This window comes from Mycolicibacterium komossense (genome assembly GCF_025822605.1).
Taxonomy (GTDB): Bacteria; Actinomycetota; Actinomycetes; order Mycobacteriales; family Mycobacteriaceae; genus Mycobacterium; species Mycobacterium komossense.
Genome location: NZ_JACKTY010000028.1, coordinates 145,925 through 170,094, shown reverse-complemented (window position 1 = coordinate 170,094; position 24,170 = coordinate 145,925). Strand labels below are relative to the sequence as shown.

The window sequence follows — 24,170 nt, the reverse complement described above, 5'->3', positions numbered from 1 at the left end:
AGCCGTGGACGCCTTCGCTGCCGGCCAACTGAGCCGTTCCCTGGATGCCCTGCACTCGGCGAGCTATTTCGTGCCTGAGGCGGGGGAGAGGTTCGGGGCTCTCGGCCTGGGCGGCCGGATGGCGTACTTCGCCGCGCGGTCGGCCCCGATGGGCGCGGTCGGCCCGAAAGTCGTTGCTGCGACGTTCTTTAACTTCAGCCCGGACCTGATTGCCTCGGCCATTCCGGCGGCCTGGCATCTGGCCACTCCGGATACCGTGACCCGGGTTCGCTACGAAGTCGTTGAGCACGCTCTGCCGAGGCTGTTGGGCCCGGAACTGGCGCATTCAGCCGAGATCGTTCAGGCGGCCGAGTTGTTGCGCCGCACCGCCGAGTCGATCCCCGCCGCCGACGGCAGGCCGCTCTACGCCGGCCACGCTGAGCTGGACTGGCCCGAACAGCCGTATGCGCAAGTGTGGCATGCCATTACGCTGCTGCGTGAGTACCGTGGCGACGGCCATATCGCTGTTCTGGTGGCTAACGGACTCAGTGGCATCGAGGCTCTGGTCACCCACACCGCGACGGGAATCGGATTCGACCCCGAGTTCGGTCGCTGGTTGCGGGGGTGGACCGCCGAGGAGTGGGACGCCGCCGTCGACCGCTTGCAGCAGCGCGGCCTGCTCGACCGGGACGGCGCACTCACCTCGGCCGGGGTCGACCTGCGCGGTGTTATCGAGGATCGCACCGACGAACTTGCCTACGCCCCCTGGGCCACACTCGCCGAGGACGAGGCCGCCGAGCTCACCCGGACTGCAGCGACGCTGCGGGCAGCGATCCAAGCCGCCAAGGTCTTCCCGTCAGGTGCATTCGGGCCACGCCACGGCCAGCATCGCTGATTCCCGATCACTCGGGCTCGTCGTCGAGCTGGCGCAGCGCTGTGACACCGTCGACTGCAGCCAGAATTGCGGGCGCCTGAAGAATCGAGGTGCCGCTCAAGGTGAGGAGCACGCCGACCTGGCCGGTGTTCTCGGTCCCCGGTGCGTCGGAGGAGAGCTCGTTGAGCGTCCAGCGGTGTCTGTCGCAGAGCTGCAGGATCTGGTGCATGGCGCCATGCCCGTCCTGGTAGGTCAGGTGTAGTCGGACGGTTCCGCTGAGCCGCGAGGCCAATCTGCGGGCCAGCGGATTGAGCCCCACCACGATCACGAAGTGCAACCCGGTCACGGCGATCGCCAATGTCAGCAGACCGGACCCCGCGGCCATACCGATCGCCGCGCATTCCCAGATCGCGGCGGCAGTGGTCAGGCCGTGTACGGCTCCGCTACGGGTGATGATCAAGCCGGCGCCGAGAAAGCCGATTCCCGAGACGATCTGGGCCGCGACGCGGGACGGGTCGACCATGACCAGACCGGGCTGCAGGACGTCGGCGAAGCCGTACTTACTGATCAGCAAGATGAGCGCAGCCGACGTACCGACGATGGACTGGGTGCGCACGCCTGCGCTCTTGCCCCGGATCTCGCGTTCCAGGCCGATCAGCGCGGTAAGGCCGAATGCGACCAACAACTCGACGATCTGGCGGGTGCCCTGCCCTGCGCCGCCGAATAGTGGGGGGTCTGCGAGCCAGATCTCCATGACCACTAGTTAACCGGGTGGGACCCGCGCGATGACTTTTGACACGCGGTGCGGTCTGACTGGGTGAGACCAACTTCGAGGAGAACCCATGCCCCAGATCCCCGCCGCCTTTCCCGCCGTCTCGGGCCGTGACGAATGGCTGACCGCGCGCAGGAAGTTGCTGACCCGTGAGCGTGAGGTCACGCACCTGCGTGACGCCGTCAACGCCGAACGGAAGCGGTTACCGATGGTCAGGGTGGAGAAGGACTACGTCTTCGAGGGACCTGACGGTGAGCTGCGCCTGGTCGACATGTTCGAGGGCCGCAGCCAGCTCTACATCCACCACTTCATGTGGATCGACGCCGTCGATGCGGGCTGCCCGAGCTGCACGGTCGCCGGTGATCTGCAGTTCAACGAGCAGAGCCTGGCAATGCTGCACGGTCGAGACCTGAGTCTGGCCTGCATATCTCGCGCGCCGTATGCGAGCATCGCTCGCCACCGGGACAGTCACAAATGGACGTTCCCGTGGTATTCGTCGCGCGACAGCGACTTCACCTACGACTTCCACGTCACGCTGGATCCGGCGCGGGCGCCGATCGAATACAACTACATGTCGCTCCATGAACTGCACGACGCAGGTTTCACCGACGATGAGCTCCGCGGTGACTTCCCGGGTGCCAGCGTGTTCCTGCGCCGCGGTAGCGACGTCTTCCACACATACTCCGCCTACGCGCGCGGTCTCGACCACGCGTCGGTGGGCTATCCGTTCCTGGACCTGACGCCGTACGGCCGGCGGGAAGCCTGGGAGGACGCGCCCGCCGGCTGGCCGCAGGACGGCGCCGCCGAAGGAGTGCCACGTGACGTGGTCTGCCACTGAGCTGCTTCGATCAGGCCGATTCAAACGGTAGGCGGGCCAATACCGTGCTGGCATTGTCGTAGACACGACACAACACAACGCGGGTGTGGCCGAGTGGCTAGGCACCGGCCTGCAAAGCCGTTCACGCGGGTTCGAATCCCGCCACTCGCTCGCGTATTTGGGCTCGCTGCACCCACACCTCGGCGTAGCGTGCTGATGTGTGACAACGATGTCCGAATGGAAGAGGACCGGCGCCGTTTGTAAGAACGGCAAGCCGGTCGAAGAACGTGAGATAACCACCCACTTTGCCAACGGCGAACCGTTGATCGAAGTGGAGACGCGGTGCTGTGAGGCCTGCGAGCCTCACGATAGTTAGTGCCCGCGGTGACGGGACGTATCCCTCTTGTTCTCTCTCACCTCGGAGATTCCGATGTCTCTTTCGCTCTACCTGACCCACACCAGCCCTCCGTTGGGCATCGAGGGGGCGTCGGAGCCTCATCGAGCGCGGTCCCTGGGTAGCTCCGTGGTTAGGGTGGCGGTATGACATCGAGACAAGAGCATCCGAACAACGCGCCCGGTGTCCCGATGCTGATCCCACCGTGGCTCGAGAACCTCCAGATCAAATACGTCAACCGGCTGATGTTCCCGTTGACCAAGCGGATGCCCGGGTTCGCCGTCATCACTCACCGCGGACGTACTTCCGGTAGACGCTTCGAGACCATCGTCACCGCTTACCGTAAAGACAACGTCCTGGCCATCGGTCTCCTGCACGGGAAGACCAACTGGGTCAAGAACGTCCTCGCGGCCGGGGAGGCCGATATCCGTATCGGTGGCAACGATCTGCACCTGGTCAACCCCCGCATCCTGCCGGTGGGCACCGTCGACCCGACGCTGCCGCGGGTTCCACAGATGCTGGCCAAACGTCAAGGCACGTTCGTCGCCGACATCGCGCCCGCCTGAGCCCTGGCGCGCCACGCCGTCACGGGTGGTCGGCCCGTTGCAGTTCCTCGGGGGAGTCGGGTTGGCGCCGCGATAGCCTCCAGCGTTGCGAGCTCGATCGGTTCGGATTTGATGTCCGGCTCGTGCAGTTTCGCGCGCAGTTCGGCGGTCCGTCGTCTCGACCCTCGACCGGAGGCATCGGGAGTAACTCGGTCAGATCTGGCGGGCGGGCTTGGTGGATTCCGGGATGATCACCGACAGACCCCAGCTGACGATCGACAACACAATCGCAGCCCAGATCGCCGTCCACCAGAATTCGTCGATGTGCAGGCCCCAGTGCGTGGTGTTGTCGGTGATCCACGACGTGATCCACAGCATCAGCGCATTGATCACGATGTGGAACAACCCGAGGGTGAGGATGTAGAGCGGGATCGACAGGATCTGGACGACGGGTTTGATGATCGCGTTCACCAGGCCGAAGATGACGGCGACGACGAGGATTATGCCGATCCGGTGCAGCGTTGTCTCGCCGCCGACGAAATCGATCCCCGGCACGATCAGCGTCACCACCCACAGTGCGAATCCGGTCAGTGCGGTACGGATGACAAATGGCCCCATGGCGATGATCTTGTCACGGCTGCCTCGGTCAGTGGGTGGCCTTCACCACCTGGGCGAAATGGAACTGCCACCGTTCGACGATCCGGAAGCCGTGACCAGCGGCGGCCTGGAATGCGGGTACCGAGTTCAGCCGTTGCCCGGGCGTGAGCCGGTCTCCAGTCTGGTGATCTGGTTGCGTCGCGTCACGATCGGACACCAGCCACAACGCAGGGCATGTTCTCAGTCGATCGGCCCAGCTCCAGATCGAAAGATGGCTGTCCCACAACATATTTCGATCTACAGCGAGGCGGCCCCGGCCGGGATCGACGAGTTTGTCGTACACCCACGGCCTGGCCGCCGTCAGCGCCCGAATCGGACCTGGTTTCCAGGTCTCGGTATTGTCCAGTGCCAGACAGTCGCCGGGGGCGGCGTGTGCGGAGAGGACATCGGCTACCTGGCTGAAATCCATCCCTTCGTTGGCGTACGGGCCGCGTTGTACGACAAGGTAGTTGGGCGAGGCCGCCGCGCCGAGGAGGCCAACGAGAACAGCCACCGGGACCATCGACCGGCCCAGTGCAACCACGCTGACCCCGAGGAACAAGGCCATCGCCGGTGCGGTGAAACTCAGGTACCGCGGGTAGTAGACGGGTGTGCTGAGCGCCGAGTGCACCAACAACACGACGGTGGGGACGACCATCCATACCAGCGTGACCAATACCAGCCGCCATGCGCCGTGGTCGGGCAACCATCTACTCGGTCGGCGCAACAGCGCCGCCGCCACCACCACAACGGCGGCCAGCAACGCGAAGGGAACGCTCTCGGTGAAGTACTGTGCGCGCAGCACGTCGCCGACACTGTGCCGGCCCAGCGGCGAGATCCACTGCACCTGGGCGATCTGAGCTCGGCTGAAGACCAGAAACGGCACGGCAGTGAGGATTCCGGCGCCGACGGCGAGAACCCACGGGACCATGGCGTGGGGCCGGCGCTCGGCCGCCAGCGTAACCACCACAGCATGGGCCGCGATGACCAGCAGCACATAGACATTCAACGCGGTGGCCATCACCACTCCCACTGAGTACATCAGCCACCAGGGCGCTGCCCGGCGCCGAGTCGCGGTCACGCACAGCACGGTCAGCCACACCGCAGCCGCCATCGTCAGTGCGTACGACCGAGCTTCGATGCCGGCCCAGGTCACCCGGGGCAGTATCGCGAAGATCAGCCCGGCGGTCAGCGCCACCGCGCGCGTCGAAAGCTGTTTGGCGAGAACGACTATGCCAGCGGCGGCGATGCCCACCGCGGCGGTGCTGGGCAGGCGCAGGACCAGCTCGGTTGGGTGGACGCCCGGGGGCAGGATGGCCAGCCAGCAGTGCATCAAGAGGTAGTACAGGCCGTGGACGGCGTCGATGTTGTGCACCATCGACCACAACTCGGGCAGCGGCCGCGATGCTGCCGACAGCGTCGCCGCCTCGTCGTACCACAGCGATGGCTTATCGACTCCGATGACAGCGACCACCATCGTCACGGCCGCGATGACGCCGGGGTCCGGCGCGCCGCGGTGCCGCCCGGTCGGGCCGCGCAGAGTCTCGACACGCTCGAAGGTAGGTGTCAAAACCATGCAGTCACCCGCATTCCGGTGTCGGCGCTGTGGGGCCGGGATGCCACACGCTAACCCCGTCGGCTCGGTCTCGCGCGCCGAGTGGAACCGCGGCCGCAGATGGGCTACGAGTTTTGTTGGCGGACAGCCGAAAACATGTGTCCTGGATAACGTCGCAAGTGCGATACCCGTCACGTGTCGGCTGACACACGTCATCCCGCCGACTGGCATCACCAGTGGTTATGCGGTAATAGACGCGGCGATCGCGGCAGGGGTTGTACGCAATCGCGCCCATCGCCGCCGGGCTACGGGTTACTGTCTCGATTGGCGTTGCAACTGAACACTTGGAGGCTATTGATGAGCAGCTACAAGACCGTTGTCGTCGGCACCGACGGCTCAGACTCGTCGCTGCGTGCTGTCGACCGGGCGGGTGCGCTCGCTTCTGGGCCGGATGCAAAGGTGATCATCGCTACCGCGTACTTCCCGTCGTCCGACGATTCGCGCGCAAGTGACGTACTCAAGGACGAGGGTTACAAGCTTTCCGGCAACGCGCCGATCTACGCCATCCTGCGCGAGGCCAGGGACAGGGCCAAGGCTGCCGGAGCGACCAACGTCGAGGAGAAGGCCGTGGTCGGCGCTCCTGTCGACGCACTGGTCGAACTCGCAGAGGAGTCCAACGCTGACCTGCTCGTGGTCGGCAACGTCGGCCTGAGCACCATCGCCGGCCGTCTGCTGGGCTCGGTGCCCGCGAACGTCGCGCGCCGGTCGAAGACCGACGTGCTGATCGTTCACACCACGGGTTAGGCCTGGTTCAGGCCAACGACTGCAGTACTTCGCCGACCGCGCGTTCGGCGGACTCCACGGCACCTTCCATGTAGGCGCTCCATTGGGTGGCGGTATCGGTCGACGCCCAGTGCAGCGGTCCGATCGGCGCGCTGAGCGCATGGCCGTAGGTGGTCCACACGAACGGGCCCATGTTGGCGTTGTAGCAGCCGCGCGTCCAGGGCCGTTCGGTCCACTCACCGTCGACGTAGGCGATCGGGTGCGCGGCTTTGGGGCCGAAGACACGGACCATTTGGGCGATCAGCGCTTCACGACGCTTGATCTCGTCCCACCGGTGGAACGTTCGGGCTTGCGCGCCCTCGAGGAACGCCAGGATGACGCCTTCCTCACGCCCCTCGATGCAGGTGTCGTTGGACATGTGGGCCGGCCCGACATCGGAGATGAACTGGCCGTTGAAGCCGTCTTCGCGCCAAAACGGCTCCTCGTAGATGAAGAACGCCTTCATCGCGGAACCGTGGGGCATCCGCTGGGTGACCTGGTCGCGTACGCCGGGCAGCGCCGGGTCGTACAAGATGCGTGAGGCCAGGGTGGGTGCGATCGCCACGATCGCCCGTTTGGCCCGGAACGTGCGGCCACCACGGCAGTGCACCGTGACGGAGTCACCACTGTGCTCGATCGTCTGGACCGGCGCGTCCAAGATCAGCTGATCGCTGAGCTGCGCGGCCAGCCGGTCGGTGAGCTGCGCGGTGCCCCCGACGAACCGGGTGGTCTGCGCGCCCCCTTCGGCCTCGGAAAACAGCGCCGCGCCCACCCCGCACGTCTGAATGGTGAACAGCAGATGCAGGAAGGACACCTCGACGGTGGGGACAGCCAGAATTCCGACCGTGCAGATCTCGAGCAGCGTGCGGGCGATCGGCGTCAGCCCCTGCGCGTCGTACCAGGCACCGGCGGTGATCGCATCCCACTGCGCTGCCTCGGGTGCCAGCCACGGAGCCTCGGCAGACACCGTCGCCGCCAGTGTGTCCAACGTCGCGAGCACCCGGTTGACCGACGCCACGTCGTCACCGAAGCGCTGGTAGAACTCGGTCTGGTCCAGCACACCGGTGCCGCACAGCTCGTATTTGGTCTCCCCGGCCTCGAATTGCGGGTAGGTCTGGACGCCGAGTTCGGCGGCCAGCCGGAACATCCGGGTGTGGGTGTCACCGATCCACTGCGCGCCGATCTCCAGCGGGATCCCGGGGAGGGGGGATTCGGTCAGGATCCGGCCGCCGGTGCGATCGTTGGCCTCCAGGATCAGCGGCTCGTAACCGGCCGCCTTGAGTTCCCGGGCGGCGTAAAGGCCTGACAGACCGGCCCCCACGATGATGACGTCAGCCTCGCGCTCCATGCACAGGGACAGTACTGAAGTGGTGGCCGGCTATCCCGCCGTTGAACAGCTGTCACCAACCGCGTTCGCGCCATTCCGCCAGGTGTGGGCGCTCGGCGCCGAGCGTGGTGTCGTCCCCGTGGCCCGGATACACCACCGTCGAGTCCGCGTAGACGTCGAAGAGCCTGGTGGACACGTCGTCGAGCAGCTTCTCGAAATCGCCCGGTTGCCATGTTTTCCCGACACCACCGGGGAACAGGCAGTCGCCGGTGAACAGCTGGGTCACCCCGCCTACCGCGTCACCGGACAGCGCCAGCGCCACCGACCCCGGGGTGTGTCCGCGCAGGTGGATCACATCGAACGAGAGGTCACCGACGGTCACGGTGTCACCGCCGGCGAGGATCCGCGACGGGGTCACCGGCAGCGGCCCGGCGTCGAGCTCGTGGGCGGCGGTCGGCGCCCCGGTCGCCGCGGCCAGTGCCTCGAGCGCGAGCCAGTGGTCCTGATGTTGATGCGACGTCACGATGAGGGAGACTGAGGGGGCGTATCGCTTGACGACGTCGACCAGGGTGTCGGCATCGTTGGCGGCGTCGATGAGTAGCGATTCGCCGGTGCGGGAACACGTGACCAGGTAGGCGTTGTTATCCATCGGGCCGACGGACACTTTCACGATCGACGCACCGGGCAGGACGCGACGTGCGCCAGTACCAGGTTCGACATGGCCGGTGTACTCGTCGTCGACGACAGTCATGGTGGCCACGTTATCCCTGCCGTCGAACTCTTGTCGGTGGGGGCACCTAGCATGGATAGCGACGTCTACGGTTTGTCGCTGACGGCGTTGTGAACTGCATGAATGAGCACTATTGAGCTTGTGGAAGGGGCCGGGTGGCTGATCGCCTGATCGTCAAGGGAGCGCGTGAGCACAACTTGCGCAGTGTCGACCTTGATCTGCCCCGTGATTCCCTGATCGTCTTCACGGGACTGTCGGGGTCCGGTAAGTCGTCGCTGGCGTTCGACACGATTTTCGCGGAGGGCCAGAGGCGCTACGTGGAGTCGTTGTCGGCCTACGCCCGGCAGTTCCTCGGGCAGATGGACAAGCCCGATGTCGACTTCATCGAAGGCCTGTCGCCTGCGGTGTCGATCGACCAGAAGTCGACCAACCGCAACCCGCGATCGACCGTCGGCACCATCACCGAGGTGTATGACTATCTGCGCCTGTTGTATGCCCGCGCGGGTAGTCCGCACTGCCCGGTGTGTGGCGAGCGGATCGCCAAGCAGACCCCCCAGCAGATCGTCGACCAGGTTCTGGCGATGGATGAGGGCATCCGGTTCCAGGTACTCGCGCCGGTGGTCCGCACACGCAAGGGTGAGTTCGTCGACCTGTTCGAGAAGCTCAATGCGCAGGGCTACAGCCGGGTCCGCGTCGATGGGGTCGTGCATTCGCTGACCGAAGCGCCGAAACTCAAAAAGCAGGAGAAGCACGATATCGAGGTGGTCGTCGACCGCCTCACCGTCAAGGCGAGCGCCAAACAGCGCCTGACCGACTCGATCGAGACGGCGCTGAACCTGGCCGACGGCATCGTCGTCCTCGAGTTCGTAGACCAGGAAGAGGGCACGGCGCACCGCGAACAGCGTTTCTCGGAGAAACTGGCCTGCCCGAACGGGCACGCGCTTGCCGTCGACGACCTCGAACCCCGGTCGTTCTCGTTCAACTCGCCCTATGGTGCCTGCCCGGAGTGCTCGGGCCTCGGCATCCGCAAGGAGGTCGATTCAGAACTCGTCGTCCCCGACCCTGAGCTGACGCTGGCCGAGGGGGCGATCGCGCCGTGGTCGATGGGGCACACGTCGGAGTACTTCACCCGGATGATGTCAGGTCTGGGCGAAGCACTCGGCTTCGATGTGAACACTCCGTGGAAGAAGCTCCCGGCCAAGGCGCGTAAGGCCCTTCTCGAAGGTTCCGACGAGCAGGTGCACGTCAAGTACAAGAATCGCTACGGGCGAACCAGGTCGTATTACGCCGATTTCGAAGGCGTCATGCCGTTCTTGCACCGCCGGATGGAACAGACCGAGTCTGAGCAGATGAAGGAGCGCTACGACGGCTTCATGCGCGACGTGCCGTGCCCGGTCTGTGAAGGTACGCGCCTCAAGCCCGAGATCCTGGCCGTCACGTTGTCCGCGGGTGACCGTGGCGAGAAGTCGATCGCCGAAGTGTGTGCCCTGTCCATCTCCGATTGCGCAGATTTCCTCAATGCGCTGACCCTGGGACACCGCGAGGCGGCCATCGCCGGACAGGTTCTCAAAGAGGTGCAGTCGCGGTTGGGCTTCCTGCTCGACGTCGGCCTGGAGTATCTGTCACTCGAGCGGGCTGCGGGCACGCTGTCCGGTGGTGAGGCACAGCGCATCAGGCTTGCCACCCAGATCGGCTCCGGGCTCGCCGGTGTTCTCTATGTGTTGGACGAGCCGTCGATCGGGCTGCATCAGCGCGACAACCGTCGACTCATCGAAACCCTCACCCGTCTCAGGGATTTGGGTAACACGCTGATTGTCGTCGAGCACGACGAGGACACCATCGCCCACTCCGACTGGGTGGTCGACATCGGCCCGGCGGCCGGTGAACACGGCGGCACCGTGGTGCACAGCGGGTCCTATGCGGATCTGCTGAAGAACCCGAACTCGATCACCGGTGCCTATCTGGCGGGCCGGGAGAGCATCGAGATCCCGGCGATCCGTCGCCCGATCGACCGCAAGCGGCAGCTCACCGTGGTGGGGGCCCGCGAGAACAACCTGCGCGAGATCGACGTCGCGTTCCCACTGGGCGTGCTCACCTCGATCACCGGCGTATCCGGGTCCGGCAAGTCCACCCTCGTCAACGACATCCTGGCTTCGGTGCTCGCCAACAAGCTCAACGGCGCCAGGCAGGTGCCGGGCCGACACACCAGGATCAACGGTCTGGATAACCTGGACAAGCTCGTCCGGGTGGATCAGTCGCCGATCGGCCGCACGCCGCGCTCGAACCCGGCGACCTACACCGGAGTGTTCGACAAGATCCGCACGCTCTTCGCGGCCACCACCGAGGCGAAGGTGCGTGGGTATCAGCCGGGCCGCTTCTCGTTCAACGTGAAAGGTGGCCGGTGCGAGGCCTGTTCGGGTGACGGCACCATCAAGATCGAGATGAACTTCCTGCCGGATGTGTACGTTCCGTGCGAGGTCTGCCACGGCGCCCGGTACAACCGGGAGACCCTCGAGGTGCACTACAAGGGCAAGACCATCTCCGAGGTCCTCGATATGTCAATCGAGGAGGCGGCGGAGTTCTTCGAGCCGATCTCCAGCATCCATCGCTATCTGAAGACGCTGGTCGATGTCGGGCTGGGCTATGTGCGGCTGGGGCAGCCGGCGCCGACGCTCTCGGGTGGTGAGGCGCAACGGGTCAAGCTGGCCGCCGAACTGCAGAAGCGGTCGACGGGTCGGACGGTCTACATTCTCGACGAGCCGACCACCGGCCTGCATTTCGAGGACATCCGCAAACTCCTCAAGGTGATCAACGGCCTTGTCGACAAAGGTAATTCGGTGATCGTCATCGAACACAACCTGGATGTCATCAAGACCTCGGACTGGATCATCGATATGGGGCCCGAGGGCGGCGCCGGCGGTGGCACCGTGGTGGCCCAGGGCACCCCGGAGGACGTCGCCGACGTACCGGAGAGCTATACCGGAAAGTTCCTCGCCGAGGTTCTCGGCGGTCGGGCACCGGTGGCAGCAACCCCGAAACGGGCGCCACGCAAGCGGAAGGTCAGTGCCTAGAACTACAGGTCGAGGACCAATCGCGGACCCGCGGCGCGGGACACGCAGATCATCATTGTCGATCCCTGCCGCTTCTCGTCGTCGGTGAGCAGGTCGTCGCGATGGGCGACGGTACCGGACAGCACCTTGGTCTCGCAGGTGCCGCAGATCCCCATCTCGCACGATGCCGGAGCGTCGACTCCGGCAGAGCGGACCGCCTCGAGCACGCTCTGGTTGCGTCCGACGTCGATCGTCAGCCCAGACCGCGCGAGTTCGACTGTGAACAGTTCAGAAACAACGCTTCCGGACGGCGGGTTGGCTGTGGTGAAGCGCTCGATGTGCACATCGTCGCGACCGGCGGCGGTCATCTGCGCAGCCAACGAATCCATCAGGCCGGCCGGTCCGCAGCAGAAGACGGCGGCGCCATCAGCATCGGCGACCAGTGTGCCCAGATCAGGCCGGCCATCGACATCCTCGGCCAGCAGGCGCACCTTGCCGCCACCGAGCGAGCGCAGCTCCCCGGCGAAGGAGAAGTGTTGCGCACTGCGCGCGCAGTACGTGAGCTCCCACGGGGTGCCGGTGCGCTCCAGGCTGTTGATCATCGGGAGCAACGGTGTGATACCAATTCCGCCGGCGATGAATACGTACCGTGCCGCGTCGACGAGAGCAAACGCCGAGCGCGGGGCCGAAGCACCGATGACGACACCGGGTCGCAGCTCGCGGTGCGCCTCGACGGAACCACCACGGCCACCGGTCAATTCGAGCACGGCAATGCGATAGCGGGTTCGATCGGCAATATCGCCACACAGGGAGTACTGCCGAACTCTTCCGGACGGAAGATGAATGTCGATATGCGCGCCGGGAGTCCACGCCGGCAGCGTCGCACCGTCGGTCGCGGCCAGTTCGAATGATGTGACACCGTCGCTTTCGAAGCGGGCGGCCGTCACCCGGAGCAGCAGATCAGGCTTTCCGGGTGTCATCGTCCACGTCCTCCAGGCGGCCCATCAGCTCGTTGAAACAGCGCCGGTAGTTCAGGGTGAACCTATCGGCGGGCACGGAGAACTCATGAACCTCGTTATCCCAAGGGATCTCCCGCGGGTCGAGGTCTTTGACCACCGGAGCGTCTTCGAGATACACCATCTCCTCAAGACGCAGGCATTCTTCGAGGCTCTCACCTCGGTAGCCGACCTCGTTGGCCACTCCCCAGAAAATCTTGACGTGTTCGTAGCTGATGGGCGACGGGAATCCGGCGACAACTCGGCGGCCCAGCTTCTCATAGTCGTAGGTGATCGACGCCAGGCCCGGGGCAACGCAGTGGTAGCGCATCATGCAGTTGCCGTCGTTCGCCCATTCGCCACTGCCAGCATCCAGTGGGCGGTCCATCCAGGTGTCGATCCCGTCACGGTTGACCTGCAGCGGCTCGACCACTTCCGGGCTTGGGCCCATCGAAACCTGGTGCACGAAGGGGAAATGCGCGACGTCGCGAAAATTCTCGATGGTGGCTCCGACCCCGACGGGGGAGTCGATCGGGCTGGCGGCCAGCCACTCAAGGTCGATACCCCGCCATTCGGCCAGATCGTACATTTCGGTGATTGGGTCCTCCAGTACCGTCCATACGTGACCGTACTTCAGGACGGCCGGGTAGGTGGCGATGCCGGCCTTCGGTGGGATTTTCGACTGATCGGCGAGTGACGGGATCCGGCTGCACCCACCGTGGCTGCTGTCGAATTCCCAGCCGTGGTAGGGGCAGGCGATGGAGCTCTCGTGGACCTGGCCGATGGACAGATCGCCGCCGCGGTGGGGGCAGCGCCTGGACTGAACCGATACCACACCCGAAGGGCCCCGGTAGACAACGAGTTTCACCCCGAGCAGGGTGGCTTGTTGCGGCGTGTCGAGGTCGGCGATTCGTGCGACAGGGAACCACGAACGCCGCATTGCAGCTTCGGCGAGCTCACGTTTGGTGGTCTTCGCGGGCGTAGGGGACAGCACGGCGGCGGTCATCGTTAGTACCTTTCGGATGGACTGTGAAGTGGGTCAGATGCCGACGAGCAAGGCGCCGCCGTTAACGGGGATCGTCTGGCCGGTGATGAAGCCGGCGCCGTCAGAGGCCAGAAACGCAACAGCGGAGGCGATCTCGCTCGGTTCGGCGAGCCGGCCGAGGGGGACGGCGGCCACCTCGGCCTCGTAGTAATGGTCGGGGATCATCCTGGTATGCACCGCGCCGGGGGCGATGGCGTTGACCAGGATCCCGTCGGTGACCAATTCCTGGGCCAGTGCTTTCATCAGCCCGAGTTGAGCGGCTTTGGACACCATGTAGCCGTAGGAGTGCCCGTCCGGCACCTGGCCCCACTGCGATGAGATGAAGATGACTCGCGGCGCATCGCTGCGACGCAGGTGAGGCACCGCCGCTCGGGTGATGTCGAACGGAGCGAGCACGTTGACGTTCAGATAGGGCTGCAATTGGTCGGAGGTGGTATCGGCCAGCGTCGTGAAATTGTGCATGAGACCGGCGTTGTGCACCAGCACATCCAGGCGACCCCACGTTGTGATGGCAGCGTCGATGATCCGCGCGGATGCTTGCGGTTCGGTGATGTCACCGGCGACGGTGACGACCTCAGCGTGCCTGTCTTCGCGCAATTCCTTCGCGACGGCGTCGAGTTCGCCCTGGTCCAGATCGGTGAGTACCAGACGGGCTCCCTGTGCGGCCAGCGTGTGGGCGTGGGCTGCCCCCATGCCCCTGGCTGCACCGGTGACGATCGCGACGCGGCCGTCGAGCCGACTTCCGGGCAGTGTGTTCATCTCAGGTGTCCGACGAGTGCGGCTCGGTGATGTACAGCATGTTTCCGTCGGGATCGAAGAACGGCCGGTACCGGTACCAGGTTCCGTTCGGGTGTTTCCATTCGATCCGCTCGTCGACCCATTCAACCTTGCCTTCGAGATAAGCCTCGGATTCGTCGAGGTCGTCCACCTCGAATGCGAATGAGTCGATCCCGGGAGCGTTGTCGGGATTGACCGCGGTGCGCCGGGGCGCATGCTCACCGACCTCGGATTTGAAGATATAGAGCGTCAAATTACCGAAATCGATTGCCGCCCAATCTTCCTCGGCCTCGTATGGCAGGTAGAACGGCAGGCCGAGCGTGCCGTGATAGAAGTCGACAAGGGCCTGGACGTCCTTGGTCAGGATGTCCATGTTGTCGATACGCTTGAGCTTGAGCATGAGGAATCTCCTTGCGGAACTAGGTATTACGAGGGAACGTGCACGGGCCACCGTCGTGTGCGGTAAGGGTGCCGCCCACGACATCGAGGGCGACGGTGGCCAGAGTCTGGAATTGCGCAGCGGCGGGCAGCGCCGGGTCGGCATGGCAGCACAGCGCACCGCCGCCGAGCAGGTGCGAGTTCATTGCGCTGACAACGTCGCTCACGTCCAGGTCTGCGCGGCCGGCCAACCGGCGGCGCAGGGTGTCATAGCGCAGTACGGTGTCCGGTCCGGTGCGTAACTCGGTGTCGTGGAACGCGGCCGGCGTGCTCAGAAAGTGGTTGGTGTGCAACAACAGTCCGCCGTCATCGGGAAGCGCGTAGCCGACGCCGCCAGGGTTGCACTCCACGCTGACCGCCGCACTCTCGCCGTTCGACGCCGCGATCAGTGTCAACGACGATGATGCTGACACCGGTGCCGTCGAGAGGCGCACCAGCGCCTGGTTCAGATCCTGCGCATCATCGAGCACGGCGCGGGCCAGGACGTGCACCGGCGCACCGATTCCTGCACCGTCGGACCCGTGGTGGAGGATGTTGAAAAGTACGCCGAGTCCGCGGGTACTGACACCGATCTTGCCGACGATGCCGTATTCGGTCAGTGTCGTCGTGACATGGCCATCGGGGTGCGGGATTTCCCACACGAACCACAGGTCAGCCAGGTCTGCGTACCAGTCCCATGCCTGAACCGCAACGGGTTGCCCGTGCCCGAGCAGGACGGCCGTCGAACATTCGTGGACACCGATTGCCCCAACCGCGGCCAGGATCTCGGTTCGCGCATTGACCGCCGCGATCGAGGTGATCGGCAGCCCGGCTCCCTCTGCGATACCGCTGATCTCCGCTGCCAGCGCCGGGGAGACGAGCGCAATCTGCTCTGCGGCCAGTGCGCCGAGGTGCGCGAGGTCGACGGGCGCGCCGGCTGCTCTGTCGAACAGCCGCTGGTAGGCATCGACAGTGGCGGTGATCTCATCCGCGAACGCCCGGCCGAGTTCTCGACCGCGGCCCTCGGCCGCGGTGGCCGACGAGCGGAAGGTCCGCACGGTCATGACGGCCCGGTCAAGCGCGGTGCGGCGTGTTCGGCGACCTCGTCGAGGCGGGCGAACCACACATCATCTGAGGATGCGATGTGCTCGACGACCTTCTCCAGTTGCGCCATCCGGTAGGGGCGCCCGATCACCTCCGGGTGCATGGTGAAGCTGGTGTGCCGCTGCTCGCTTCGGGCCGCTTCGAACTCCGCGATCCAGCTGCGGGTCAACTCGGCCGGATCCGCGACGTTGCCGCCGCCGTCGATGTTCCAGCCGAACCTGGGCCAGTCGTCGAGCGACCAGTGCACGGGTATCTCCAGGATCGAAAGGTGCTTCCACCGCTCGAGGTACGGGCGGTCGTCGCCCATGCAGCTCGAGTCGTAGCGGAAATCGTTGTCCACCAAGAGTTCCAAGGTCTCGGGTGTGAGCTCCCAGGACGTCGAACGATAGCCGACGGGCCGCGGTGCACCAGCCTTCGCCAGCGCCTCGAATCCCCGGTGGATTTCCTCGGTCTGCTCCTGCACGCTGACCTTGTCGCTACGCAAGTGCAGATAGCCGTGGTGGGCCACCTCGTGTCCGCCTGCCAGTAGGCTCTCGACCAGACCGGGGTGAACCTCGGCGGTGTAGCCGGGTACGAAGAATGTCGCGGGAATCGAATAGCGGCGCAACAACTCCAGGATCCTTGGCACCCCGCGGACCACACCGTAGCGGCCTTCGGACAGGATGGTCAGCCGTCGGGCGTACTCCTCACCTTCACCGAGCCAGCCGGATTCGGCGTCGACGTCGAAGGTCAGCGAGACTGCGGCCGATGCGCCGCCGGGAAACGTGCTCTGCTGGTCGGTCATGCTGCCCCCACTTCAGTCTTCGGCTCCTTCGGGCCTTGCAGCGAAGCGGAGTGTTCGTCAGTGGCTTTGAACTGAAAGGTGTTGCCTTCCTGGACGATTTGGCGGTAAGCGAAGAGCAGTACCGAGATGGACAGGACGACGACGCCGATCAACAGTTCCCTGATTCCGCCGTACCCGGTGATTTGCGCCGACAGCGCGCCGACAGCGACCAGCACGGTATCGAAGGCGGCGAGCACGCCTGCGATATAGATCCACTGGCGGCCCAGCTTGATCGGCCGATTGGCGTCGGGCTGCTCGCGGCGCAGGTTGATGAACCCGGTCAACGCGAGTACGTGACAGATCAGGTAGCCCAGGATGCCGGCGACGATCACTGCTAGTGCTTGCCCGACGAACAGGATGAGCACGACATTGACCACCAGGTCCAGCGTCATCGCCCGACCCGGAACCTTGAATCGGTTGAGCTGGCCCAGCTGCTTGATCGTCAGGCCCTCCAGCGCGCTGCCGTGCAGTACGCGTCCGCCGTCGGCGGTGGTCATCACCATGAGCAGCAGCAAGCCGGCGATCAGGCAGACCGTCATCAACCAGGCGGAGCCAGGGATCAACTTCTCGAACGCGCCGAGATAAAAGGAGACCGGGTCGGCGGCGGCATCGGCCTGATTGGTCAGTCCGCCCACGCCCAGTGGCACCAGCAAGTAGACGACGATGACGAAGATGCCGGCCAGTCGCAGCGCAATCCGGGTGTCGCGGTTGGTGTCTCGGAATTCCGGAACGAATGTCGCTACCGCCTCGATGCCGTAGACCGACCAGGCGAAGACGAACATCCAGGCGATCGCGGTGCGCCAGCCGGGGAATCCGCTGGCCGCCAGGTCCCAGTGCAGGTTGGAAATAGACCAGTCACCGCTGATCAGTGGGGCGGCGGCGAACAGGACCAGCGGGATCAGCACCAAGATGCCGGTGGCATACATGATCCACATTGCTGGGCGCATACCGAGAACATTGAGCGCCCAACCGAGCAGCAGCACTCCGAGTGCGACCATGTGCGGGAAGCCGATCGTGGCCAGGCCTGTGGAGAACGTCCACGTCTGGCCGGGAAACCATTCGGCCTGGACCAGGCTGCCGATCTGCAGGCCGTAGATGGCCAGGGAGCTCGACCAGGCGAACCAGTAGCCGTAGGTGGCCAATGGGCCGGCCAGTGTCGTCTTTCGTCGCCAGCCCTGGTTGGCGTACATGGAGATGCCGCCCACCTTGTCGCTGAACATGCCCGCCATCTCGGAGTAGATGTAGTTTTGCAGGCAGGCCACCACGGCGACAGTGCCCAGCAGTGCCAACGCCGTCCACGCACCGATGAAGCCGATGCCGTAACCGAGACTGATGAACAGCGCGGCCGGGATGGACAGGCTGATGGTGAAGCCGTCCCACCACCGGAGGGTCTTCTCGTAGGCAGGCTGGGTGTCAGGTGAAGTCATGGGCACTCTCCTCAAGTTCGGATATGCATTGCGTGGCTGATCATGCGATGGCTGCGCATTGCGTCTGTGTTAACCCACAGAATCACGCATTCAGGCGTTGGGGGGACGCTAGCACTGGCGCGATGCGAAGGCAACAGATTCTTGCGCATTAGCCCAGTGTTTCTTCCGCAGGCTGCGCGAAGCATCAATAGAGCCCGGCAAATAACCGCAAAGCGCTATCGACGACCTATGCTTCTCGGCATGGCGGAGTACACCCTCGATGATCTGGACCGAGCCATCCTGCGTGAGCTAGAGGAGGACGGCCGGCGGGCCTTCCGCGAGATCGGGCGCTCGCTCGGCGCCTCGGAGGCGACGATCCGGGCCCGCGTGAAACGGCTTCAAGACCTCAAGATCCTGCGCATCGTTGCCTTCGTCGATCCCGAGCAGGTCGGGGGCACCCAGCTTTCCCTCATCCACCTCAGTGTCGAGTTGGCTCGGCACGAGAAGGTCGTCGAGGAACTCGTCGAACTCCCCGAAGTGACGTACGTGTCGACGTTGTTGGGTCGGACCGACATCTGTGTCGAGGTGTCCACGACGGACAACGCCGAGCTGTGGAGCTTCCTACGGGACAAGCTCGGCCCCATCGACGGCATCAAATCGGTGGAGACGATGTCGATACTGAAGGTCCACAAGCTGCGCTATACGTCCCCGGCGATCTAACGAGCGGGCACCTACGTAACCGGGGGAGTCAAGCGGCTCGTCGTTCGGCGCCGATGAATGACCGCACCTGTCAGGCTTTTCCGCGTTCTCCCGTCGGCGCCTGATCGGGATGCATCTCGGCGCGGATCTGCGCCAGCCGCTCAGCCCCGGCCTTGTGCCGTGCCTCGTACTGCTCCTCTATGCTGCGCCCCTCGGGAGTCTCGGCGTCCAGCTCGGCCCCACCCAGCGATGCGCCGTATCGGGTCTCGATCTTCGCGCGGACCGAATCGAACGTCGGGACGCCGCTCGCCGTGTAACCGGAGTCCAGCCCGGTCAGAACCGGGCCGGCCGAGAAAGGCTCCGACGGGAGCACTTCGGCGTCGAGTACATCGTCCGGCTCGTCACGCCGTGCATGGCGGCCGCGGGATTCCTCAGGCATGCCGCCACCGTACTCCCGGCGTCAGACAGCGCAGGCGCACTAAGGACCTATGCCTTGGGCCCGCACCGTCGTGTTCAGCGGAGGAACCGGGGACGCCATCACCGTGTCGGGCCCAGCAGTCTGCCCCGGCAGGGCGACCGGCGGGTCACCCGGCGTGCCGATCGCCCCCGCCAGCCATGGCAGCGAGGCGACGAAGGCCTTCTCGGCGAAGGGCCAGTCGTGCTTGCCGGGCTGCGCGACGACCGCGCAGTCGAAACCGTTGGCGCGGCCCAACCCGCAGAGTGTGTTGGCGGCGACGGTCTGGTCACCGGGATTGCCCGTGGCATCGCGGCCACCGAGCCCGACAGCTCCCGCGTCGCCCGCGGGCACATTGCGATGCTGCTGGGCCGTCTGGCTCCCCGAGATCGCGAACCAGCCCGAAACCCCGGTGTAGGGGCCGTGTTTGGCGATGACCGTGGCGGGGTCGAATGACGCCCAGGCCGCGGAGCTGCCACCGAACAACCGGTCGATCGTCTGCACCTTGTTGCCGGCATTGGGGGACATGTCGCCGGCGATGTCGACGAATGAGCTGAACATGTCGGGATGCATCGCGGTCAGGTCGACCGCACAGGTGCCGCCCATGGACCAGCCCACGATGCCCCAGTTGGCGGCTTTGGTGCTGACACCGAAGTTCGAGGCCATAAACGGCACAACATCTTTGGTGAGGTGATCGGCGGCCATCCCGCGTGGGCCGTTCACACACTCGGTGTCGTTGTTGAACGAGCCACCCGAGTCGACGAACACCAGCACCGGTGCGTTGCCGCCGTGCGCGGCGGCGTACGCGTCGATGGTGGAGATCGCATTGCCGGTGCGCAGCCAATCCGACGGGGTGTTGAACTCGCCACCGATCATCATGACCGTCGGCAGCTTCGGCGGGGGACTGGTGGCGAACCACGCCGGTGGCAGGTAGACGAGCTCGTCGCGGTGTTTGAAACCGGACGCGGTGGCTGGGATGGTGACGCTGACGACGCTGCCCTTGGCCGGCAGAACGTGCTTGGCCTGCGCCTGCGCAGCCGTCGCAACCACGGTGGCGCGGTCGGTCTGGTCGGGCAGCGGCCCGGCGGACAGCTGATTCCAGGCGGTTTGTACCGTCGGGAAATAACCGACCCAGAGATTCACCGCCAGCGCCGCGCTGAGCAGGCAGAGCGGAACTGCCAACAACGAGACGCCGCGGCGCCACCAGCGGGCGCTGCGCCAGCCCACGACCAGGACACCCGCCGCCAAGCCGGACAGCGCCACCCACAGCCAGAGCTGGTTGGGCGCCGGATCCCCAGCCAAACCGTCAGACGCGATGTACCAGTGGGCCAAGGCGGCAACCCCACCCCCGACCACCGCGGCCACCGGTACCCAGATCAGGCGCCAGCGACGTGAGCGCCAACCGACGGCCAACACGAGCACGAGGGCGGCCACCACCTGGACCGTTATCGGTATCCAGCCGTGCATCAACGACATTCGGTGTTGTGCGGAACCGGCCGGATCCGCCAGCAGAGATGTGGCACGACCCGTAACCAGAGGCAGCGAAGGTGTCACGGCACCATCGTGAACCGACTTGCTTACCGGCCGCTGTGAGCGGGCTGGGACACCACCGAAGTGATTGCCAGCTAACGCGGTTTGGCCAAGGGGAAGGGCAACGTCTCACGGATGCTGCGGCCGGTGATCAACATGACCACGCGATCAACACCCATTCCCAGACCGCCTGTCGGAGGCATCCCGTACTCCATCGCCTGCAGGAAATCTTCGTCGAGTTCCATCGCCTCGGGATCGCCGCCCGCGGCCAGCAACGATTGCTCTTGCAACCGGCGGCGCTGCTCCACCGGGTCGGTGAGCTCGCTGTAGGCGGTGCCGAGTTCGACGCCCCAGGCCACCAGGTCCCACCGCTCGGCGACGCCGGGCAGGCTGCGGTGAGGCCGGGTCAACGGTGAGACCGAGGTCGGGAAGTCCTTGTAGAACGTCGGGTTCTCCGTGCGGTCCTCGACGAGGTGCTCATACATCTCCAGGACGACGGCGCCGGGGTCCCAGTGGGTCTGGTAAGGAATTCTCGCCGCGTCCGCGTAGCGCCGCAGAGTGGCCAGGTCGGTGGTGGTGTCGACGTTCTCACCCAATGCTTCTGACACCGCACCATGGACTGTTTTGACGGCCCACTGCCCTGAGATGTCGACAGGTTCGAGACTGCCGTCCTCCCGTGGCCGCATGACGACGTGCGCGCCGTTGGCGGCCAGGGCAGCGTTCTGGATCAGTTCGCGGCACCCGTCGATCCAGACGTTGTAGTCGGCGTGCGCCTGGTACGCCTCCAGCAGCGTGAATTCGGGGTTGTGGCTGAAGTCCACGCCTTCGTTACGGAAGGCCCGGCCCAGCTCGAACACCCGTTCCACCCCGCCGACGCAGAGCCGCTTGAGGTACAGCTCCGGGGCGATCCGCAGGTAGAGCGCGAGATCGTAGGCGTTGATATGGGTGATGAACGGGCGGGCGTTCGCACCGCCGTGGATCTGCTGCAGGATCGGGGTCTCGACTTCGAGGAAGTCCTTGGCGAACAACGTTTCCCGGATGGCGTGCAGGACCTGGCTGCGGGCTCGGATCAGGTCGCGCGCCTCGGTGTTGATGGCCAGGTCGACATAGCGGGTGCGCACCCGCGCCTCCTGGTCGGTCAACCCCTTCCACTTGTCGGGCAGCGGGCGCAGGCATTTGCCGATCAGGCGCCAGCTCTGCACCAGCACCGAGCGGGTGCCGTTCTTGCTGGCACCCATCGTCCCGGTCACTTCCACCAGGTCGCCGAGGTCGATGGCCGCGGTGAAGCCGGCGGTGTCGCCCCCGGTCAGCGATGAGTTGTCGAACAGCAGCTGCACATCGCCCGACCAATCGCGCAGCTCGGCGAACAGCACACCGCCGTAGTCCCGTATCCGCAGCACCCGGCCTGCCACGCTGACGGTCGTGCCGTCCTCACAGTCGAGCGCCTGGGCCACCGTGTGCGACGGCGGGCTGCCCACCGGGTAAGCATCGATTCCGCTGGCCTGCAACGATTTCAGCTTCGCCATCCGGACCCGTACCTGCTCGGGTAGCCGTGGTCCGCGGTCGACCTCGGGAGTGCCGATACTGAACCCACTGATATCCGGGGCCGAGCCGTCCTCGTGCAGCAGCCCGGTGTCGACGAGAGTCTGCGGCACCGACGAGTGCTGGCCGGTGTGCTGTCTGGCGCGCCGGCTGAACGGCAGTACCAAGAAGCCCTCGGCGATCACCGATGCGACGCCGACGCGAGGGATCAGCCGGGCATCCTCGTAGCAGGCGTACCGCGGCACCCACTCGGGCTGATATTTCATGTTCGAGCGATAGAGCGTTTCCAGCTGCCACCACCGGGAGAAGAACACCAGCAGCGCCCGCCAGAGCCGGGCGACCGGACCCGCACCGAGTTGGGCGCCCTCTTCGAAAGCGGACCGAAACATCGCGAAGTTCAGGGAGATCCGTGTCACCCCAATGCTTTCGGACTGCAAAGCCAACTCGCTGACCATCAGCTCGATGGTTCCGTTCGGGGAGTCAGGTGAGCGGCGCATCAGGTCCAGCGACACACCGTTGGCGCCCCACGGGACCAGCGAGAGCATTGCGACGACGTCATTGTCCGCGTCGTCGGGCTCGCCACGGACGGCCTCGACGAGCAGGCAGTCGGAATCCGCCGGGTCGCCGAGGCGGCCCAGGGCCATCGAGAAACCACGCTCGGTCTCGGTGTCGCGCCAGCGGTCAGCCCGTCTGGTGACCTCGACCATCTCCTCGGCGGTCAGCTCACGGTGCCGCCGGATACGAACCGTCAGCCCGGCTCGGCGCGCCCGCGTCACGGCTTGGCGGACCGGTTTCATGTCCGGGCCGGACAGCTTGTAGCGGTCCGGGTACAGGATGGCTTCGTCGCCGAGCTCGATCGCGTTCAGCCCCGCCTCGCGGAACGCCTGCGCGGCAGCTGAGCTCGCACCCATCACACCCGGCGCCCAGCCGTACTCCTGGCACAGGGCCAGCCATTCGGCCATGGCCGCGGGCCACGCCCGCGGGTCACCGAGCGGGTCCCCGCTGGCCAGGCAGACGCCTGCTTCGACGCGATAGGTGATCGCCGCCCGGCCGTTGGGGGCGAACACCACAGACTTGTCCCGACGAGTGGCGAAATAACCCAGTGAGTCGTTCTTGCCGTACAGCTCGAGCAGGCCGCGGATCGCGGATTCGTCCTCGCCGGTCAGCGCATTCGCGGCGCGTTGCGACTGGAACAGGACGACGGCCGCGACCATCAGCGCCACTGCGCCGAACAAACCGAGCAGGGCGTTGACGAAGACATGCGGGTGATGGCCGGAGAAGGCATCCGCGTCGACGCCGGCGAAGACCACGACCCGGTTCGCCGCGTAAGGCAGCCGCTCGTCATGGTCCAGCGACCCGGGGAACATCGACAACAGTCCCCAGCCGACCAGGATGCCGATCGCCATGCCGGCCACCAGGACTGCGGCGGCCTTGAACAGCGCACCGCGGCGGACCCTGGCCCAGAACTCTTTGCGGGCCAGCACCAGGAACGCGATCGCCGCCACGTGGAAGAGCAGGCCGATGACTTCACCGGCGTCCTCCATCGCCGAATCGCCGCCGGTGATCAGATCGCCGACGTTCCACACGATCGCGGCGACCATGTAGAGAACCAAGATCCACCAGGCGAGGCTCTTGCGTGCCGCCAGCGCGGCTGCGAGCAGTGCCAGAACGAACGCCCAAGCAAAGCTGGTGTCGGGGAAATTGAAAATGTAGTTGTTGACGAATTCCCGCGGAATTTTGATGAGCCACCGCACCGCGGGGGACACGCTGGCCAGCAACGACAAGGTGGCGATGACGCCGATGGTCCAGCCGGCGGCTGCGGGCACCCACCGGTATCGCGTCTTCGGCTGGCTCGCCGAACGGCTAACGAGGGTCAT

The 24,170-nt window shown here is 65.4% G+C and carries 21 protein-coding genes and 1 tRNA gene; 7 read left to right on the top strand and 15 right to left on the bottom strand.

Annotated elements, in window-relative coordinates; genetic code table 11:
• Positions 1-4 precede the first annotated feature (4 nt).
• Positions 5-874, top strand: a complete 870-nt coding sequence (locus H7J73_RS11795) for an SCO6745 family protein (RefSeq protein ID WP_264067549.1) — start codon at positions 5-7, stop codon at positions 872-874.
• A 7-nt stretch (positions 875-881) separates the two neighbouring features.
• Here H7J73_RS11795 and H7J73_RS11790 read toward each other — a convergent pair whose 3' ends face one another.
• Positions 882-1,607: an MgtC/SapB family protein gene (locus tag H7J73_RS11790; RefSeq protein ID WP_264067548.1), complete on the bottom strand. Its 726-nt coding sequence runs from the start codon at positions 1,605-1,607 to the stop codon at positions 882-884.
• Positions 1,608-1,695: 88 nt separating this feature from the next.
• Between H7J73_RS11790 and H7J73_RS11785 the strand changes: the two genes are divergently transcribed.
• From H7J73_RS11785 to H7J73_RS11775, 3 genes are all read left to right on the top strand, one after another.
• Positions 1,696-2,463 (top strand): DUF899 domain-containing protein, encoded by a 768-nt coding sequence (locus tag H7J73_RS11785; RefSeq protein ID WP_264067547.1) that lies wholly within the window; start codon positions 1,696-1,698, stop codon positions 2,461-2,463.
• Between the two features lie 79 nt (positions 2,464-2,542).
• A tRNA-Cys gene (locus H7J73_RS11780) sits at positions 2,543-2,613 on the top strand.
• A gap of 369 nt (positions 2,614-2,982) precedes the next feature.
• Positions 2,983-3,402, top strand: coding sequence for a nitroreductase family deazaflavin-dependent oxidoreductase (locus tag H7J73_RS11775; protein WP_264067546.1), 420 nt, complete (start codon positions 2,983-2,985; stop codon positions 3,400-3,402).
• Between the two features lie 192 nt (positions 3,403-3,594).
• On the opposite strand, the gene H7J73_RS11770 is transcribed toward H7J73_RS11775, so the two are convergent.
• Together H7J73_RS11770 and H7J73_RS11765 are read right to left on the bottom strand one after the other, a co-directional pair.
• Entirely contained in the window at positions 3,595-3,999 is a 405-nt protein-coding gene (locus H7J73_RS11770; RefSeq protein WP_264067545.1) for a phage holin family protein, read from the bottom strand.
• Between the two features lie 28 nt (positions 4,000-4,027).
• Complete coding sequence (locus H7J73_RS11765) at positions 4,028-5,593, bottom strand: glycosyltransferase family 39 protein (RefSeq protein WP_264067544.1); 1,566 nt, start codon at positions 5,591-5,593, stop codon at positions 4,028-4,030.
• A gap of 336 nt (positions 5,594-5,929) precedes the next feature.
• Between H7J73_RS11765 and H7J73_RS11760 the strand changes: the two genes are divergently transcribed.
• The gene (locus H7J73_RS11760; protein ID WP_264067543.1) at positions 5,930-6,376 is read left to right on the top strand and encodes a universal stress protein; all 447 of its coding nucleotides are present in this window, start codon (positions 5,930-5,932) and stop codon (positions 6,374-6,376) included.
• Between the two features lie 7 nt (positions 6,377-6,383).
• Here the strand turns inward: H7J73_RS11760 and H7J73_RS11755 are convergent, their stop codons facing one another.
• Positions 6,384-7,742, bottom strand: coding sequence for a flavin monoamine oxidase family protein (locus H7J73_RS11755; protein ID WP_264067542.1), 1,359 nt, complete (start codon positions 7,740-7,742; stop codon positions 6,384-6,386).
• Positions 7,743-7,794: 52 nt separating this feature from the next.
• Positions 7,795-8,472, bottom strand: a complete 678-nt coding sequence (locus H7J73_RS11750; RefSeq protein WP_264067541.1) for an MBL fold metallo-hydrolase — start codon at positions 8,470-8,472, stop codon at positions 7,795-7,797.
• A gap of 134 nt (positions 8,473-8,606) precedes the next feature.
• Between H7J73_RS11750 and uvrA the strand changes: the two genes are divergently transcribed.
• Positions 8,607-11,522, top strand: coding sequence for an excinuclease ABC subunit UvrA (gene uvrA / locus H7J73_RS11745; protein WP_264067540.1), 2,916 nt, complete (start codon positions 8,607-8,609; stop codon positions 11,520-11,522).
• Between the two features lie 2 nt (positions 11,523-11,524).
• Here uvrA and H7J73_RS11740 read toward each other — a convergent pair whose 3' ends face one another.
• From H7J73_RS11740 to H7J73_RS11710, 7 genes are read right to left on the bottom strand one after another with little or no spacing between them, the layout of a single operon-like run.
• Positions 11,525-12,481 (bottom strand): PDR/VanB family oxidoreductase, encoded by a 957-nt coding sequence (locus H7J73_RS11740; RefSeq protein ID WP_264067539.1) that lies wholly within the window; start codon positions 12,479-12,481, stop codon positions 11,525-11,527.
• Entirely contained in the window at positions 12,462-13,502 is a 1,041-nt protein-coding gene (locus tag H7J73_RS11735; RefSeq protein WP_264067538.1) for a Rieske 2Fe-2S domain-containing protein, read from the bottom strand. The genes H7J73_RS11740 and H7J73_RS11735 overlap by 20 nt, the downstream gene beginning before the upstream one ends.
• Positions 13,503-13,535: 33 nt before the next feature.
• Positions 13,536-14,300 carry an SDR family NAD(P)-dependent oxidoreductase gene (locus H7J73_RS11730; RefSeq protein ID WP_264067537.1) on the bottom strand — a complete coding sequence of 255 codons (765 nt, stop codon included), beginning with the start codon at positions 14,298-14,300 and terminating at the stop codon, positions 13,536-13,538.
• Position 14,301: 1 nt separating this feature from the next.
• On the bottom strand, positions 14,302-14,718 hold the full coding sequence (locus H7J73_RS11725) for a VOC family protein (protein WP_264067536.1): 417 nt from the start codon (positions 14,716-14,718) through the stop codon (positions 14,302-14,304).
• Between the two features lie 19 nt (positions 14,719-14,737).
• Positions 14,738-15,799 carry a C45 family autoproteolytic acyltransferase/hydrolase gene (locus H7J73_RS11720; RefSeq protein WP_264067534.1) on the bottom strand — a complete coding sequence of 354 codons (1,062 nt, stop codon included), beginning with the start codon at positions 15,797-15,799 and terminating at the stop codon, positions 14,738-14,740.
• Positions 15,796-16,623, bottom strand: coding sequence for a polysaccharide deacetylase family protein (locus tag H7J73_RS11715; protein WP_264067532.1), 828 nt, complete (start codon positions 16,621-16,623; stop codon positions 15,796-15,798). Before H7J73_RS11715 ends, H7J73_RS11720 begins: the two co-directional genes overlap by 4 nt.
• Positions 16,620-18,089, bottom strand: a complete 1,470-nt coding sequence (locus H7J73_RS11710; protein ID WP_264067530.1) for an APC family permease — start codon at positions 18,087-18,089, stop codon at positions 16,620-16,622. The genes H7J73_RS11715 and H7J73_RS11710 overlap by 4 nt, the downstream gene beginning before the upstream one ends.
• Positions 18,090-18,329: 240 nt before the next feature.
• Here H7J73_RS11710 and H7J73_RS11705 point away from each other — a divergent pair, with 240 nt between their 5' ends.
• On the top strand, positions 18,330-18,788 hold the full coding sequence (locus H7J73_RS11705; protein ID WP_264067529.1) for an Lrp/AsnC family transcriptional regulator: 459 nt from the start codon (positions 18,330-18,332) through the stop codon (positions 18,786-18,788).
• A 70-nt stretch (positions 18,789-18,858) separates the two neighbouring features.
• On the opposite strand, the gene H7J73_RS11700 is transcribed toward H7J73_RS11705, so the two are convergent.
• From H7J73_RS11700 to lysX, 3 genes are all read right to left on the bottom strand, one after another.
• A complete protein-coding gene (locus H7J73_RS11700) occupies positions 18,859-19,206 on the bottom strand; it encodes a hypothetical protein (protein WP_264067528.1) in 348 nt (115 codons plus the stop codon).
• A gap of 39 nt (positions 19,207-19,245) precedes the next feature.
• Positions 19,246-20,097 carry an alpha/beta hydrolase gene (locus H7J73_RS33980; protein ID WP_435405483.1) on the bottom strand — a complete coding sequence of 284 codons (852 nt, stop codon included), beginning with the start codon at positions 20,095-20,097 and terminating at the stop codon, positions 19,246-19,248.
• 749 nt (positions 20,098-20,846) lie between these two features.
• On the bottom strand, positions 20,847-24,170 hold the full coding sequence (gene lysX, locus H7J73_RS11690) for a bifunctional lysylphosphatidylglycerol synthetase/lysine--tRNA ligase LysX (protein WP_264067527.1): 3,324 nt from the start codon (positions 24,168-24,170) through the stop codon (positions 20,847-20,849).

Excerpts from the sequence above, each read along its gene's own strand:
- H7J73_RS11730 (WP_264067537.1), bottom strand. The coding sequence starts at position 14,300 with ATGAACACACTGCCCGGAAGTCGGCTCGACGGCCGCGTCGCGATCGTC.
- H7J73_RS33980 (WP_435405483.1), bottom strand. The coding sequence starts at position 20,097 with ATGATCGGTGGCGAGTTCAACACCCCGTCGGATTGGCTGCGCACCGGC.
- H7J73_RS11760 (WP_264067543.1), top strand. The coding sequence starts at position 5,930 with ATGAGCAGCTACAAGACCGTTGTCGTCGGCACCGACGGCTCAGACTCG.
- lysX (WP_264067527.1), bottom strand. The coding sequence starts at position 24,170 with ATGACCCTCGTTAGCCGTTCGGCGAGCCAGCCGAAGACGCGATACCGG.
- H7J73_RS11740 (WP_264067539.1), bottom strand. The coding sequence starts at position 12,481 with ATGACACCCGGAAAGCCTGATCTGCTGCTCCGGGTGACGGCCGCCCGC.
- H7J73_RS11790 (WP_264067548.1), bottom strand. The coding sequence starts at position 1,607 with ATGGAGATCTGGCTCGCAGACCCCCCACTATTCGGCGGCGCAGGGCAG.
- H7J73_RS11775 (WP_264067546.1), top strand. The coding sequence starts at position 2,983 with ATGACATCGAGACAAGAGCATCCGAACAACGCGCCCGGTGTCCCGATG.
- H7J73_RS11710 (WP_264067530.1), bottom strand. The coding sequence starts at position 18,089 with ATGACTTCACCTGACACCCAGCCTGCCTACGAGAAGACCCTCCGGTGG.
- H7J73_RS11735 (WP_264067538.1), bottom strand. The coding sequence starts at position 13,502 with ATGACCGCCGCCGTGCTGTCCCCTACGCCCGCGAAGACCACCAAACGT.
- H7J73_RS11755 (WP_264067542.1), bottom strand. The coding sequence starts at position 7,742 with ATGGAGCGCGAGGCTGACGTCATCATCGTGGGGGCCGGTCTGTCAGGC.
- H7J73_RS11715 (WP_264067532.1), bottom strand. The coding sequence starts at position 16,623 with ATGACCGACCAGCAGAGCACGTTTCCCGGCGGCGCATCGGCCGCAGTC.
- H7J73_RS11720 (WP_264067534.1), bottom strand. The coding sequence starts at position 15,799 with ATGACCGTGCGGACCTTCCGCTCGTCGGCCACCGCGGCCGAGGGCCGC.
- H7J73_RS11725 (WP_264067536.1), bottom strand. The coding sequence starts at position 14,718 with ATGCTCAAGCTCAAGCGTATCGACAACATGGACATCCTGACCAAGGAC.
- H7J73_RS11770 (WP_264067545.1), bottom strand. The coding sequence starts at position 3,999 with ATGGGGCCATTTGTCATCCGTACCGCACTGACCGGATTCGCACTGTGG.
- H7J73_RS11765 (WP_264067544.1), bottom strand. The coding sequence starts at position 5,593 with ATGGTTTTGACACCTACCTTCGAGCGTGTCGAGACTCTGCGCGGCCCG.
- H7J73_RS11705 (WP_264067529.1), top strand. The coding sequence starts at position 18,330 with ATGGCGGAGTACACCCTCGATGATCTGGACCGAGCCATCCTGCGTGAG.
- H7J73_RS11785 (WP_264067547.1), top strand. The coding sequence starts at position 1,696 with ATGCCCCAGATCCCCGCCGCCTTTCCCGCCGTCTCGGGCCGTGACGAA.
- H7J73_RS11700 (WP_264067528.1), bottom strand. The coding sequence starts at position 19,206 with ATGCCTGAGGAATCCCGCGGCCGCCATGCACGGCGTGACGAGCCGGAC.
- H7J73_RS11750 (WP_264067541.1), bottom strand. The coding sequence starts at position 8,472 with ATGACTGTCGTCGACGACGAGTACACCGGCCATGTCGAACCTGGTACT.